14 protein-coding genes are annotated in these 15002 nt (G+C 67.2%); 13 read left to right on the top strand and 1 reads right to left on the bottom strand.

The genetic code is table 11. The annotated features are described in order from the left end of the window. Window positions 1–12 precede the first annotated feature (12 nt). From aroC to nusB, 6 genes are all read left to right on the top strand, one after another. Complete coding sequence (gene aroC, locus AC3ANU_RS11845; RefSeq protein ID WP_026265774.1) at window positions 13–1212, top strand: chorismate synthase; 1200 nt, start codon at window positions 13–15, stop codon at window positions 1210–1212. Beyond that, on the top strand, window positions 1212–1781 hold the full coding sequence (locus AC3ANU_RS11850) for a shikimate kinase (protein WP_134164705.1): 570 nt from the start codon (window positions 1212–1214) through the stop codon (window positions 1779–1781). Before aroC ends, AC3ANU_RS11850 begins: the two co-directional genes overlap by 1 nt. Continuing rightward, window positions 1778–2869 carry a 3-dehydroquinate synthase gene (aroB, locus tag AC3ANU_RS11855; RefSeq protein WP_134164706.1) on the top strand — a complete coding sequence of 364 codons (1092 nt, stop codon included), beginning with the start codon at window positions 1778–1780 and terminating at the stop codon, window positions 2867–2869. The genes AC3ANU_RS11850 and aroB overlap by 4 nt, the downstream gene beginning before the upstream one ends. Next, window positions 2869–3387: a tetratricopeptide repeat protein gene (locus AC3ANU_RS11860; protein ID WP_134164707.1), complete on the top strand. Its 519-nt coding sequence runs from the start codon at window positions 2869–2871 to the stop codon at window positions 3385–3387. Before aroB ends, AC3ANU_RS11860 begins: the two co-directional genes overlap by 1 nt. Window positions 3388–3559: 172 nt before the next feature. Then, a complete protein-coding gene (gene efp / locus AC3ANU_RS11865) occupies window positions 3560–4123 on the top strand; it encodes an elongation factor P (RefSeq protein WP_018769313.1) in 564 nt (187 codons plus the stop codon). Next, entirely contained in the window at window positions 4123–4533 is a 411-nt protein-coding gene (nusB, locus tag AC3ANU_RS11870) for a transcription antitermination factor NusB (RefSeq protein WP_018769312.1), read from the top strand. Before efp ends, nusB begins: the two co-directional genes overlap by 1 nt. Window positions 4534–4597: 64 nt before the next feature. Here the strand turns inward: nusB and AC3ANU_RS11875 are convergent, their stop codons facing one another. Beyond that, complete coding sequence (locus tag AC3ANU_RS11875) at window positions 4598–5869, bottom strand: PrsW family intramembrane metalloprotease (protein WP_018769311.1); 1272 nt, start codon at window positions 5867–5869, stop codon at window positions 4598–4600. Window positions 5870–6054: 185 nt separating this feature from the next. Here AC3ANU_RS11875 and pyrR point away from each other — a divergent pair, with 185 nt between their 5' ends. From pyrR to pyrF, 7 genes are read left to right on the top strand one after another with little or no spacing between them, the layout of a single operon-like run. Beyond that, window positions 6055–6642: a bifunctional pyr operon transcriptional regulator/uracil phosphoribosyltransferase PyrR gene (gene pyrR / locus AC3ANU_RS11880; RefSeq protein WP_488314584.1), complete on the top strand. Its 588-nt coding sequence runs from the start codon at window positions 6055–6057 to the stop codon at window positions 6640–6642. After that, entirely contained in the window at window positions 6639–7667 is a 1029-nt protein-coding gene (locus AC3ANU_RS11885; RefSeq protein WP_223991604.1) for an aspartate carbamoyltransferase catalytic subunit, read from the top strand. Before pyrR ends, AC3ANU_RS11885 begins: the two co-directional genes overlap by 4 nt. Next, window positions 7667–9007, top strand: a complete 1341-nt coding sequence (locus AC3ANU_RS11890; protein ID WP_488314585.1) for a dihydroorotase — start codon at window positions 7667–7669, stop codon at window positions 9005–9007. Before AC3ANU_RS11885 ends, AC3ANU_RS11890 begins: the two co-directional genes overlap by 1 nt. Beyond that, window positions 9007–9525 carry a PH-like domain-containing protein gene (locus AC3ANU_RS11895; protein WP_488314586.1) on the top strand — a complete coding sequence of 173 codons (519 nt, stop codon included), beginning with the start codon at window positions 9007–9009 and terminating at the stop codon, window positions 9523–9525. Before AC3ANU_RS11890 ends, AC3ANU_RS11895 begins: the two co-directional genes overlap by 1 nt. After that, entirely contained in the window at window positions 9506–10804 is a 1299-nt protein-coding gene (gene carA / locus AC3ANU_RS11900; RefSeq protein WP_488314587.1) for a glutamine-hydrolyzing carbamoyl-phosphate synthase small subunit, read from the top strand. The genes AC3ANU_RS11895 and carA overlap by 20 nt, the downstream gene beginning before the upstream one ends. Next, complete coding sequence (gene carB / locus AC3ANU_RS11905) at window positions 10804–14118, top strand: carbamoyl-phosphate synthase large subunit (RefSeq protein WP_134164710.1); 3315 nt, start codon at window positions 10804–10806, stop codon at window positions 14116–14118. Before carA ends, carB begins: the two co-directional genes overlap by 1 nt. Beyond that, a complete protein-coding gene (gene pyrF / locus AC3ANU_RS11910; RefSeq protein WP_018769304.1) occupies window positions 14111–14989 on the top strand; it encodes an orotidine-5'-phosphate decarboxylase in 879 nt (292 codons plus the stop codon). The genes carB and pyrF overlap by 8 nt, the downstream gene beginning before the upstream one ends. Window positions 14990–15002 lie beyond the last annotated feature (13 nt).

The raw sequence follows: 15002 nt of genomic DNA on the forward strand, positions 1-15002 counted from the left end.
GGCAGGATGGAAATTATGCGTTGGTTGACTGCCGGTGAATCCCATGGTCCGGCTCTGATGGGAATTATTGAGGGCGTCCCCGCCGGTGTGGAAATCACCAGCGGGCACATCGCAGACTCCCTGGCCCGCCGCCGCCTTGGCTACGGCCGCGGTGCGCGGATGAAGTTCGAGCAGGACGTGGTCACCATCCTCGGTGGTGTCCGGCACGGCATCACCCAGGGCGGCCCCGTTGCCATCCAGGTGGGAAACACCGAATGGCCCAAATGGGAGCAGATCATGTCCGCCGACCCGGTGGCCCCCGAACTCCTCGCCGACCAGGCGCGCAACGCGCCCCTGACGCGTCCCCGTCCGGGGCACGCGGACTTCACCGGCATGCAGAAGTACGGCTTCGACGAAGCGCGTCCGGTGCTGGAACGCGCCAGCGCGCGGGAGACCGCCACCCGGGTGGCGCTGGGCACCGTAGCGGCGCAGTTCCTCAAGCACCTCGGCATTGAACTCGTCAGCCACACCGTGTCCATTGCCAGCGTGACGGTGCCCGAAGGCCGTCCGTTGCCCGTACCGGGCGATGTCATTGCCCTGGATACCGACCCCCTGCGCTGCTTCGACCGTGACACGTCGAACGCCATGGTTGCCGAGGTGGACGCCGCGCACAAGGAAGGCGAAACACTTGGCGGCGTGGTGGAGGTCCTCGCCTACGGCCTCCCGCCGGGACTTGGCAGCTACGTGCACTGGGACCGCCGGCTGGACGCCAGGCTTGCTGCGGCCCTCATGGGGATCCAGGCCATCAAGGGCGTGGAGGTGGGCGACGGCTTCCTCACCGCAGCCCGCCGCGGTTCTGCCGCCCATGACGAGATCGTCCGCGACGGCGGCGGCCGGATTGTGCGCGCCAGCAACCGTGCCGGCGGCATCGAAGGCGGCATGAGCATCGGGGATGTCCTCCGCGTCCGTGCAGCCATGAAGCCCATCGCCACCGTGCCGCGTGCCCTGCGGACCATCGACGTCAGCACCGGTGAACCCGCCAAGGCCCACCACCAGCGCTCGGACGTTTGTGCAGTCCCGGCCGCCGGCGTGGTGGCCGAGGCCATGGTGGCCCTGGTCCTCGCCGAGGCCGTCATCGAAAAGTTCGGCGGTGACTCCGTGGCGGAAACCGCACGCAACATCAAGGGTTACCTGGACAACATCCCGGCATCCCTGGACTCGATCGGCCAGTAGTGCTCCACCGCAGCAGTACCGGATCTGTCGGCGACCGGCCGATTGTGCTCATCGGCCCCATGGCCGTGGGCAAATCGGCCATCGGCCAGCAGCTGGCGCAGCAGCTGGGTGTCCGGTTTGTCGACACCGACGCCGTGATCGTTGCCGGGCATGGATCCATCGCCGAGATCTTCGCGGGCCGCGGTGAACACGCCTTCCGGGAAATTGAGGCGCGGACCGTCGCCCGCGCCGTTGAGGAAGCCGAAGGGACACCCACTGTTATTTCGCTCGGCGGGGGAGCGGTGCTCGACTCGGGGACGCAGCAGCTGATCAGCCACTGCACCGTCGTGTACCTGGAGTGCGACGCCGACACCGTCGCCGACCGGATTGCCCGGAACTCCGGCCGGCCGCTCCTTGCCGGCGACGCCATGGGCCGCTGGACAGCAATGTTCGCCACCCGCAGGCCGGTCTACGAGAAGCTGGCCGACATCACCCTGGACGTCCGCCATGGCTCGATACCCGAGCTCGGCGGCCGGCTGGAAGCAGCACTGCGGAACCACGCAGCTGCCAAACAGGAAGTTGAAAAGTGAACACCCAATCAACAGTCATCAACGTCACCGGCGAGGGTGCCGGCAACAACTACGGCGTCGTCGTCGGGCGCGGCCTGCTTGGTGACCTTCCCGCGCTGCTCGGGGAGCGCGTCCGCCGGGTCCTGGTGATCCACCCCCGCGCCCTGCGCCTCACCGGCGACACCGTCCGCGATGAACTCGCAGCCGCCGGTTTCACCTCCCTCACCGCCGAAATCCCGGACGCCGAAGAAGGCAAGCACATCCAGGTGGCAGCTTTCTGCTGGCAGGTCCTGGGCCAAAACGACTTCACCCGCTCGGACGCCATCGTCGCCGTCGGCGGCGGGGCAGTGACCGACCTGGCAGGCTTCGTCGCCGCCACCTGGCTGCGGGGGGTCAAAGTCATCCACATGCCCACCAGCCTGCTGGGAATGGTGGACGCGTCCGTGGGCGGCAAGACCGGCATCAATACCGCGGAGGGGAAGAACCTCGTCGGCGCCTTCCACCCGCCCGCCGCCGTCCTGGCGGACCTGGACACCCTGGACACGCTGCCGAAGAACGAGATCATTTCCGGACTGGCCGAGGTGATCAAGTGCGGCTTCATTGCCGATCCCGCCATTCTTGACCTGGTGGAAAAGGACCCGGCCACCGTGGTTGACCCGCGCTCCGACGTGCTCCGGGAACTTATCGTGCGGGCCATCGCCGTGAAGGCAAAAGTTGTTTCCGAGGACCTCAAAGAGTCCGGGCTGCGGGAAATCCTGAACTACGGACACACCCTGGGACACGCCATCGAACTGGTGGAACGGTATTCCTGGCGGCACGGCGCCGCCGTGTCCGTGGGCATGATGTTCGCAGCGGAACTTGCCCGCAGCGTGGGCCGGCTCAGCGATACCGACGCCGACCGGCACCGGAGCATCCTGGAAGGCCTTGGGCTCCCGGTCACCTACCGGCGGGACCGTTGGCAGGGCCTGCTGGACGGGATGCGGCGCGATAAGAAATCCCGCGGCGACCTGCTGCGCTTCGTGGTGCTTGACGGCATCGCCAAACCGGGGATCCTCGACGTCCCGGACACCTCGCTGCTGTTTGCGGCCTACCAGGAAATTGCCTCCTGATGCAGGGCAACATGAGCGGAACCTCCGACTGGCCCGAGGCCGGCTTCCCGGGTATCCGGATCAATCCGGACACGCTGCTGCCCCAGGTCGTCAACGAGGACGCGGTGCGGGAGGCGTTGGCCGCCTCCACCGACCCCGCTGACCACATCTTCGTGCTGCTGGTTGAGGGCCACGCGTCCGAAGCTGCCGAACTGCTGGCCGAGGCACGCTTCAAGGACCCGGAATCATTCCTGCTCCGTGTGTTCGAAGCCGAGGTGCTCAGCGTCAGCCACCGCATGGACCGTGCCATTGGGTTGTTCCGGCAGCTCCTGGCTGAGGCGCACGGCACGCCGCGGGAGGCCCTGGCCCTGCAGTACCTGGGCCGCACGCAGTACGCAGCCGGCCAAACCTCCGCGGCGGTGGAGTCCTTCTCCAGGGCGCTTGACCTGGGGGTGGCGCAATCGGCGGATGCCGCCCAGATCTATTCCTCCACGGTGGCCCTCCAGCGTGCCAGGGACGTTCTGGACCTGGCCTGCTGAGCCGGCCGGCAGCGCCGGCGGAAAGGCCCGCTCCGATTTACCGGTAGAATGGTTGTGGAATTTTTGCATCCACGCGATTTTTGACAAACACGTGCAGGCGGGCCGTTGTGGCGTGCCCGCCCGGCATACAGCATCTGACCACGCGGCCAGACAAAGAAACCAGAGGAAACCAGTGGCAACCACTAACGACATTAAGAACGGAACGGTCCTGAAGCTTGAGGGCCAGCTCTGGAACGTCATCGAATTCCAGCACGTCAAGCCCGGCAAGGGCGGCGCCTTTGTGCGGACCAAGATGCGCAACGTGATGTCCGGCAAGGTTGTTGACAAGACCTTCAACGCCGGGCTCAAGATCGAGACGGCCACCGTGGACCGCCGCGACTACCAGTACCTGTACCAGGACGGTGCGGACTTCGTCTTCATGGACACCTCCGACTACGACCAGATCACCGTCTCCGGTGCCACGGTGGGCGACGCCACCAACTTCATGCTCGAGAACCAGATGGTCAACATTGCCATCCACGACGGCAACCCCCTCTACATTGAACTGCCGCCGAGCGTCGTCCTCGAAATCACCTACACCGAGCCGGGCCTGCAGGGTGACCGCTCCTCCGCGGGTACCAAGCCCGCCACGCTGGAGACCGGCTACGAGATCCAGGTTCCGCTGTTCATCGAGAACAACACCAAGGTCAAGGTGGACACCCGCGACGGCAGCTACCTGGGCCGGGTCACTGAGTAGTGAGCGCCCGCGGTAAAGCCCGCAACAGGGCACTGGATGTTCTTTTCGAGGCGGAGCAGCGCTCCGTTTCGGCGTTCGACGTGCTTCGTGCGCGCCGGGAAAAGACCGACCAGGTGGTCAACCCCTACACCCTGGAAATCGTCGAGGGCGTGCTTTCCCAGCAGGCAGCCATTGACGAGTTCCTGGAGACGTACTCGCAGGGCTGGAGCCTGGAGCGGATGCCGTCCGTAGACCGCATCATCCTGCGCATCGGAACCTGGGAGCTGCTTTACAACGACGACGTCCCCGACGGCGTGGCGGTCAGTGAGGCCGTCGCGCTGGCCAAGACGTTGTCCACGGACGAGTCGCCGCAGTTCATCAACGGCCTGCTGGGCCGGCTGCAGCAGCTGAAGCCTTCGCTGCTCGCGTAGCCTTTCCACCACGCAACAGGGCCCCGCCATCCGGCGGGGCCCTGTTGCGTGCCAGCGGTTCACATCATCCGGCCACTGCCGCCCTCAGGGACACGATCCGCTGGAGCTGCTGCCTTTCCTCGGCCTGGTGCAGCGGAACATCGCGTCCGCTCAGGATCCGCTGGCGGGTGTTGGCAAGCTGGGTGGCCGCCTTCACGAACTGCTTCATCTGCCGCTTCCTGCCCGAACCCGCAGCCCATGCCAGGACCATGCGCCTGCCGCCGCGGGTGGCCAGCAGCTGGACTTCCGCGGGCGTGAACCATCCCGCAGCGGAATACTCCATCAGCCGCTGCCGGGTGAGGCGGTTTTCGGCCACCCGCAGGAAGATGATGCCGCCCACTGCCAGCACGAAGATCGGTACCTGGACCATGATGTAGTCCAGCAGGAAGCCGCCGCCCATGCTGTTCCACCTGTTGTGCAGGAACATGGCCGGCAGCAGTCCCACGAAGAAGGCGCCGATCGAGGCGCCCGTGTGCCAGCGCCTGGCAGCGAAGCCCATGACCAGGCCTGTGGTGCCGGTGAAAATCGCATGGGCGAAGGGGGACATGACACCGCGGAGGAAGAACACCTGGGCGAAGTCGCTGGCCGGGGATGCCGATTCCGCGATGGCCCTGCCGAAGTAGAGGATGTTTTCGGTGAAGGCGAAGCCGCCGGCGATGGTGAAGGCAAACACCACCCCGTCCACGGGACCGTCGAATTGCCGGCGCGCCGCGAGGAGGAGGATGAGCAGGCCAAGGGACTTGGCGAACTCCTCGACGATGGGGGCCTGGACGGTGGCCATGTAGGTCTGCAGGTCGGGTTCGTCGGTGAACTGGAAGGCGATCACGAAGAACGGCTGGATGAGCAGGGTCACGGCAACGGACACCGCAGCACCCCACGTGAAGGCAAAGAACAACAGCCGCTTGGGTTCCGGTTCCCACCTGTCGATGATGTGGACCGCAGCGAGGACCACCGACAGCGGGACCAGCGATGCCAGGAAACCAATTAGGAAACCGGCGGCGCCGGTGTTGGACAGCAGGAACGGCACCACCAGGAACAGGCTCAGGAAAGCAAGCACGCCGCCCGCAACCGTCAGGCCCGCCAGCCCGCTGCGGGTCCGCGATGCCCGCAGCGCGGCTTCCTGCGCCTGCGGCGGCACCACTGCAGCCAGCGGGTGGCCCTGGTGTCCGGGGGCGGCGCGGTAGTATTCGGGCTGCACCTGTCCCATCCAGCTGGGATTGGCCTGCCGGGGCAGGGGGCCGGTGGGCCTGCGGTAGGGGTCGTCGGGGAGGCCGGAGGAAGGCTGCTGCGGATACATCGGCATATCCGAAAGCCTAAGCGGGGGCCACCACACCACAAAGGACCGGGCCTCCCGCGCCGTTCGGGTGTGACCAGTACCGCGTCACCCGGGGACCGGCCGGGCAGGGACCGTGTGGTAATTTTGAACAGCAAACATTCCTTTTTTAATTCCGTCCTGTGAGGCGGGGAAAGGGGAGACGAGCGTTGACTTCCGTCACCAGCGCACCGGTTCCAGCCAGGGTTGTCCTCAGCCGGGCGGACATTGACCGGGCACTTACTCGTATCGCCCATGAGATCCTCGAAGCCAACAAGGGATCCCAGGACCTGGTCCTGTTGGGCATTCCCCGCCGCGGCTACCCGCTGGCTGTCCGGCTGGCGGAAAAAATCGCCGCCGCGGACGCCACCGTTGACGCCGCCGCCATTGTTGGCCAGCTCGACGTCACCATGTTCCGCGACGACCTCTCCCACCAGGGGACACGGCCGCCGTACCCCACCAGGCTGCCCCGGACAGGCATCGACAACAAAGTAGTGGTGCTCATCGACGACGTCCTGTACTCCGGCCGGACCATCCGCGCCGCCCTCGATGCGCTGGTCGATCTGGGCCGCCCCCGGATCGTCCGGCTTGCGGTCCTGATCGACAGGGGCCACCGCGAACTTCCCATCCGGGCTGATCACGTTGGCAAGAACCTGCCCACGTCCTCCGCCGAGAAGGTCCGGGTCCGGCTCGAAGAAACAGACACGTCCGACGCCGGAACCCCGGTCAACGAAGTCGTGATCGAAGGCGGCGCATGAAACACCTCCTGTCCACCGAGGACCTCAGCCTTTCGAACGCCATCCGCATCCTTGACACCGCGGAGGAAATGTCTGCCGTGGGGGAGCGGGAAGTCAAGAAGCTTCCCGCGCTGCGCGGACGCACCGTGGTCAACCTCTTCTTCGAGGACTCCACGCGGACCCGTATCTCCTTCGAAGCCGCCGCCAAGCGGTTGTCCGCTGACGTCATCAACTTTGCCGCCAAGGGATCATCGGTGTCCAAGGGCGAATCCCTCAAGGACACCGCCCAGACCCTGTCCGCCATGGGCGCCGACGCCGTCGTCATCCGGCACTGGGCCTCCGGCGCGCCGCACCGGCTGGCCGCAACCGACTGGATCGACGCCGCAGTCATCAACGCCGGCGACGGCACCCACGAACACCCCACCCAGGCCCTGCTTGACGCCTTCACCATGCGCCGTCACTGGGCCCGCCTGGGCGGCACGCGTTCCGATGGGACTGACCTGAAGGGCATGCGGGTCGCCATCGCCGGCGACGTCCTGCATTCCCGTGTGGCCCGGTCCAACGTCTGGCTGCTCCGGACCCTCGGGGCCGAAGTCACGCTGGTGGCGCCGCCCACCCTCCTGCCGGTCGGCGTCGACAAATGGCCCTGCAGCGTCAGCTACGACCTGGACCAGACCCTGGCCAACGGTGTCGACGCCATGATGATGCTCCGTGTCCAGGGCGAACGCATGAACGCCTCGTTCTTCCCCAGCACCCGCGAATACTCGCGCCGGTGGGGTTTCGACGACAACCGCCTCCGCGCCCTTGACGACCTGGGCATGACGGACACCATCATCATGCACCCGGGGCCAATGAACAGGGGCCTGGAAATCAGCGCCGCCGCAGCGGACTCACCCCGTTCCACCGTCCTGGCTCAGGTCCGCAACGGTGTGTCCGTGCGGATGGCCGCACTGTACCTGCTGCTCTCCGGGGATACCCGGGAACCAGCCGCCCACCGGGCACCGGCCTATGCCGCCGCGGCCCCGTCCCCCAAGGAGAGCAACTGATGGCAGGCAACACCGGAACCTACCTCATCCAAGGCGCCGCCATCCTGGGCGGCGACCCCGCGGACCTGCTGGTCCGTGACGGCATCATCGCCGAGATCGGCACCGGCCTTGACGCTGAGGGGGCCACTGTCATCGACGCTGCAGGCCTGGTGGCCCTGCCGGGCATGGTCGATGTGCACACGCACCTCCGCGAACCCGGCCGCGAGGACGCCGAGACCGTGGAGACCGGAACACGGGCTGCGGCCCTGGGCGGCTACACAGCTGTGCACGCCATGGCCAACAGCACCCCCGTCGCGGACACCGCAGGCGTGGTGGAGCAGGTCTACACTCTGGGCCGCGCGGCCGGCTGGGTGGACGTGCGCCCCGTTGGCGCCGTCACCGTTGGACTGGCAGGGGAGCAACTGGCCGAGCTGGGCGCCATGGCCGATTCCCGCGCCCGGGTGCGGATGTTCTCCGATGACGGCATCTGCGTCCACGACCCCGTGCTGATGCGCCGCGCCCTGGAATACGTCAAGGCGTTCGACGGCGTCGTGGCCCAGCATGCGCAGGAACCGCGCCTCACTGCCGGCGCGCAGATGAATGAGGGCGACGTCTCCGCGGTCCTGGGCCTCACCGGCTGGCCCGCGGTGGCCGAAGAAAGCATCATTGCCCGCGACGTCCTGCTGGCCCAGCACGTCGGCTCCCGCCTGCATGTGTGCCACGTGTCCACGGCCGGCTCGGTGGAAATCATCCGCTGGGCCAAGGAACGCGGCATCGACGTCACGGCCGAGGTCACCCCGCACCACCTGCTGCTGACCGATGACCTGGTGCGCAGCTACGACCCCGTGTTCAAGGTCAACCCGCCGCTGCGCACCGACGCCGACGTCCAGGCATTGCGCGCCGGGCTGGCAGACGGGACGATCGACGTTGTGGGTACCGACCACGCGCCGCACCCCAGTGAGCACAAGGAATGCGAATGGGCGCAGGCAGCCATGGGCATGACCGGGCTGGAAACCGCCCTGTCCGTGGTCCAGCACGCCATGATTGAAACCGGACTGATGACCTGGGCGGACTTCGCCCGGGTCACGTCCACGGCGGCCGCGACGATTGGCCGGCTGAGCGACCAGGGCCGGCCCATCGAAGCCGGGGAACCCGCCAACCTCATCCTGGTGGATCCGGCGGCGCGCTGGACGGTGGACCCCTTCCAGATGGCCACCATGGGCCGCAACTCGCCGTTCAAGGGCAGGGAACTCCCCGGCAAGGTGGTGGCCACCTTCTTCAGGGGGCACCCCACCGTCCTTGACGGCAAACTCAACACCCCGCACCCGGACTCCGCCGCAACCCCGGCAGGCGCTGCCTGATGGACAAAATCCTTCCCGGACTTGCCATGCTGGCGGTGGTCGCCGTCGTGTTCGTCCTCCTCGCCGTCGGCTGGCGCAACCGCCTCAAGCGCCAGTCCGACGTCGAGCAACTGCCCCAGGTGCCCGCCGTGCCCGGTGAGCCCACCGCAACTGCCGACGGGCAGTACGTGGCCACCACCACGGCCGGCGACTGGCTGGACCGCATTGCCGTGCACGGGCTGGGGATCCGCACCAATGCCACCCTCGCGGTGTACCCGCACGGCGTGCTCTATGAGCGGTCGGGTGCGCCTGCGCTGTACATCCCCGCAGCCTCCCTCTCCGATGTCCGGCAGGACAGCGGCATGGCGGGGAAGTTCGTGGAGAAGGACGGCCTGCTGGTGCTGGCATGGACGCACGGTGCCCACCAGCTGGACACCGGCTTCCGGACCCGCCGCGCCGCGGACAAGGACGTTCTCTACCAGGCCCTTCAGGATTTGATTTCGTCAGCCCCAGCGGCTGGTGCCACCAGTGGAAAGTAAGACAGTGAAAGCGAATACATTGACAGCAACCACCTCCGCTCCGGCAGCGCCAGCTGCGCTGGTACTCGAAGACGGGCGCATCTTCCGCGGCACCAGCTACGGCGCCACCGGCACCGCCCTGGGCGAAGCCGTCTTCGCCACCGGGATGACCGGATACCAGGAAACCATCACCGATCCCTCCTACGCCCGCCAGCTGGTGGTCCAGACGGCCCCGCACATCGGCAACACCGGCGTGAATGACGACGACGCCGAGTCCCGGCGCATCTGGGTGGCCGGCTACATTGTGCGCGACGCCGCGCGCCGGCCCTCCAACTGGCGCTCCGAACGGTCGCTGGACGAAGAGCTGGTGTCCCAGGGCATCGTGGGCATCCAGGGCGTGGACACCCGCGCCATCACCCGGCACCTGCGTGAGCACAAGACCATGCGCGCCGGCATCTTCTCCGGCGAGGCAGCCAAGGCCACGGACAAGGAACTGCTCGACGCTGTCCTGGCCAGCGCCCCCATGGAGGGCTCGCGCCTGGCCGAGGAAGTCAGTGTGGACGAAGCCTACGTCGTGGAGCCAAAGGACCACGGCTGGGACGGCGAACCCCGCCTCACCATCGCTGCAATCGACCTGGGCATCAAGGCCATGACCCCGGTCCGGTTCGCCGAGCGCGGCGTCCGAGTCCACGTGCTTCCCGCCACCGCCACCCTTGAGGACGTCAAGGCCGTCAACCCGGACGGCTTCTTCATGTCCAACGGCCCCGGCGACCCCGCCACCGCCGACGCCCAGGTCAAGCTGCTCCGCTCGGTCCTGGACGAAAAGCTGCCCTACTTCGGCATCTGCTTCGGCAACCAGATCCTGGGCCGCGCCCTGGGCTTTGGCACCTACAAGCTCCGCTACGGCCACCGCGGCATCAACCAGCCCGTGATGGACCGGCGCACCGGCAAGGTGGAGATCACCTCCCAGAACCACGGCTTTGCCGTGGACGCCCCCCTCGACGGCGCCACGCAGGCCCCGGAGGCACGCTACGGGCGGGTGGAAGTGAGCCACATCAGCCTGAACGACGACGTCGTGGAAGGCCTCGCCTGCCTGGACATCCCGGCGTTCTCCGTGCAGTACCACCCAGAAGCCGCGGCAGGACCGCACGATGCCGCCTACCTGTTCGACCGCTTCATCGAGCTCATGGAAGGCACACGGGACGGCCGGAACGCCAACGCGTCCAAGGACCCCGTGGACGCGGCCCACCCCGCAGGCGCTGACCACAAAAACGACAACAAGACTGAGGACAAGAAGTAATGCCGAAACGTACAGATCTCAAGAGCGTCCTCGTCATTGGTTCCGGCCCGATCGTCATCGGCCAGGCCGCCGAATTCGACTACTCCGGGACGCAGGCACTGCGTGTCCTCAAGGAGGAAGGCCTGCGCGTCATCCTCGTGAACTCCAACCCGGCCACCATCATGACCGACCCCGAGTTCGCCGACGCCACCTACGTTGAGCCCATCACCCCCGAGGTGGTGGAGAAGATCATCGCCAAGGAACGTCCGGACGCCGTCCTGCCCACCCTGGGCGGGCAGACCGCGCTGAACACCGCCATCGCCCTGGACAAGAACGGCGTACTGGAGAAGTACAACGTCGAGCTGATCGGCGCCAACATTGCCGCGATCGAGCTGGGCGAGGACCGTGAAAAGTTCAAGGGCGTGGTGGAACGCTGTGGCGCGGAATCCGCCCGCAGCCACATCATCCACAGCATGGATGAGGCCCTCACGGCGGCCGAAGATTTGGGCTATCCCATGGTGGTGCGCCCGTCCTTCACCATGGGCGGGCTGGGTTCCGGCCTGGCCTACAACGAACAGGACCTGCGCCGCATCGTCGGACAGGGCCTGCAGTACAGCCCCACCAGCGAGGTGCTGCTCGAAGAGAGCATCCTGGGCTGGAAGGAATACGAGCTCGAAATGATGCGGGACAAGAACGACAACGTGGTTGTCGTCTGCTCCATCGAGAACTTCGACCCCGTAGGCGTGCACACCGGAGACTCCATCACCGTGGCACCGGCGCTGACCCTCACCGACCGCGAATACCAGAAGCTGCGCGACGTCGCCATCGCCGTCATCCGCGAGGTGGGCGTGGACACCGGCGGCTGCAACATCCAGTTCGCCATCGATCCCAAGACCGGCCGCGTGGTGGTCATCGAGATGAACCCCCGCGTTTCCCGCTCCTCGGCACTGGCATCCAAGGCCACCGGCTTCGCCATTGCCAAGATCGCCACCAAGCTCTCGCTCGGCTACACCCTGGACGAGATCCCCAACGACATCACGCAGAAGACCCCCGCGTCCTTCGAACCCACCCTGGACTACGTGGTGGTCAAGGTCCCGCGGTTCGCCTTCGAAAAGTTCCCGGCAGCGGACAACACCCTCACCACCACCATGAAGTCGGTGGGCGAGGCCATGGCCATGGGCCGGAACTTCACCGAAGCCCTGCAGAAGGCCCTGCGCTCCCTGGAACAGAAGGGCTCGCAGCTGGACTTCAGCTCCGTCCCGGAATGGGAAGTGCCGGAGCTCATCGAAAAGGCCAAGCGCCCCACCACCGAGCGCCTGCACCAGGTCCAGCGCGCCCTCCTGGGCGGCGCCACCGTGGAACAGCTCTTCGAAGCCACCAAGATCGACCCCTGGTTCCTTGACCAGCTGGAGCTGCTCAACGAAATCTCCCGCGAAATCCGCCAGGCCGGCGCCCTGACCGCCGACATGCTCAAGCGCGCCAAGCGCCACGGTTTCTCCGATGAACAGATCGGCGCCCTGACGCACAACCCCGAGGCCGTGGTCCGCGGCGTACGCCAGGCGCTGGGCATCCGTCCCGTCTACAAGACCGTGGACACCTGCGCCGCCGAATTCGCCGCCTACACGCCGTACCACTACTCGGCATATGACGAGGAGGACGAGGTTGCGCTGCACTCCAAGCCGTCCATCCTGATCCTCGGCTCAGGGCCCAACCGCATCGGCCAGGGCATCGAGTTCGACTACTCCTGCGTCCACGCCTCCATGGCGCTGCGCAAGGCCGGCTACGAGACCGTCATGGTCAACTGCAACCCGGAAACCGTCTCCACCGACTACGACGTCTCCACCCGCCTGTACTTCGAGCCGCTGACGCTCGAGGACGTGCTGGAGGTCATCGCGGCCGAGGAACGCACCGGCGGCGTCATGGGCGTGTTCGTCCAGCTCGGGGGCCAGACCCCGCTGAAGCTGGCCCAGCAGCTGGCCGACGCAGGTGTCCCCATCCTGGGAACGTCCCCGGAGGCCATCGACCTCGCCGAGCACCGCGGCGCCTTCTCCCGGGTGCTGGACAAGGCCGGCCTGGTATCGCCCAAGAACGGCACCGCCGTCTCCTTCGAGGACGCCAAGAAGATCGCGGACGAGATCGGCTACCCCGTCCTGGTCCGTCCGTCCTACGTGCTGGGCGGCCGCGGCATGGAAATCGTCTATGACGAGCCCAACCTCTCGCGCTACATCGCCAACGCCACCGAAATCACCCCGGACCACCCCGTGCTGATTGACCGGTTCCTTGAGGACGCCGTCGAAATCGACGTCGACGCCCTCTACGACGGTACCGACATGTACTTGGGCGGCATCATGGAACACATCGAGGAAGCCGGCATCCACTCCGGCGACTCCGCCTGCGTCCTGCCGCCGATCACCCTGGGGAGCAACGTCGTCGAACGCGTCCGCACCGCCACCCGCGCCATCGCTGAAGGCGTGGGCGTCCGCGGCCTGATCAACATCCAGTTCGCGCTGGCCTCGGACGTCCTGTACGTCCTGGAAGCCAACCCCCGCGCGTCCCGGACCGTGCCGTTCGTGTCCAAGGCCACCGGCGTCCAGATGGCCAAGGCCGCGGCCCTCATCGGCACCGGCGTGACCATCAACCAGCTCCGCAGCGCCTACAAGATGCTGCCCGAAACCGGTGACGGCTCCACCCTGCCACTGGACGCCCCCGTCGCCGTCAAGGAAGCCGTCCTGCCGTTCAGCCGGTTCCGGACCCTTGAAGGCAAGGTGGTGGACTCCCTGCTCGGTCCCGAGATGCGTTCCACCGGCGAGGTCATGGGAATCGACAAGCATTTCGACACCGCCTTCGCCAAGAGCCAGGCGGCCGCCAACAACGCGCTGCCCACCGAGGGCAAGGTGTTTGTCTCCGTAGCCAACCGGGACAAGCGCTCGGTGATCATGGGCGTCAAGCGGCTCTCGGACCTCGGCTTCGAGATCGTCTCTACCGGCGGCACCGCCGACGTGCTGCGCCGCAACGGCATCCAGGCCACCCCGGTCCGCAAGGTCGCCGAGGGCAGCAGCGCCGAGGGTGAAGGCACCATCGCGGACCTCATTGTGGCCGGCGAGATCGACATGGTCTTCAACACCCCCTCCGGCGGCGAAGCCCGCAGCGACGGCTACGAACTGCGCGCAGCGGCGACGTCCATCGGCATTCCGTGCATCACCACGGTGGCCGAGTTCAACGCCGCGGTCCAGGCCATCGAAGCCCTGCGCACCTACGAGTGGTCCGTCACCAGCCTGCAGGAGCACGCCGCCGCGCTTGCGGAATCACAGAAGGCTGCGCTGCAGCATGCCTGAGCAGGTACCAGGCAGCAGGCCGGTATCCGCCGCCGGCCGGGAGTCCTTCGGCTCCCGGCTCGGCGCGGCCATGGCCGCCCGCGGCCCGCTCTGCGTGGGCATCGACCCGCATCCGGCACTGCTGAAGAGCTGGGGACTGGACGACGACGCCGCCGGGCTGAGGCGTTTTTCCCTCACCGTCCTGGAGGCGGTGGCTTCGCTCGCTGCCGCGGTAAAGCCCCAGGTGGCGCTCTACGAACGGCACGGATCGGCCGGTATGGCGGTCCTGGAGGAAGTCCTGGCCACCGCCCGGGACGAGTCCGTCCTGAGCATCGCCGACGCCAAGCGCGGCGACATCGGGTCCACCATGGCCGCCTATGCCGACGCCTGGCTCCGGGACGGGTCCCCGCTGGCGGCGGACTCCGTCACGCTGAGCCCCTACCTCGGCTTCGAGTCGCTGCGCCCCGCGCTGGACCTCGCGGCCGAAACCGGGCGCGGTGTCTTCGTGCTGGCGCTGACGTCCAACCCTGAAGGCGCTTCCGTCCAGCATGTTGGCGGTAAGGACTCGGTGGCCCGCAGGATCACGGCCGCCGCAGCGGCCGAAAATGCCCGGTACGGGGGCAGCCTGGGTTCCGTGGGCCTGGTGGTTGGCGCCACCGTTGGCAGTGCCCTGAAAGACCTTGAACTCGACCTCGCTGCCGTCCGCGGGCCCATCCTCGCCCCCGGCCTGGGGGCGCAGGGGGCAACGCCGGCCGACCTCCGCTCCACCTTCGGCGACGCCTACCCGCTGGTCCTGGGAACCTCCAGCCGCGACATCCTTTCGGCAGGCCCGCACCTGGGTGGCCTGCGGGAGGCGGCCCTGCGGACGCTGGACGGGCTGCGGGGACAATAGGCTGCAATTGCCC

Source organism: Arthrobacter sp. SDR-2R (genome assembly GCF_057747955.1).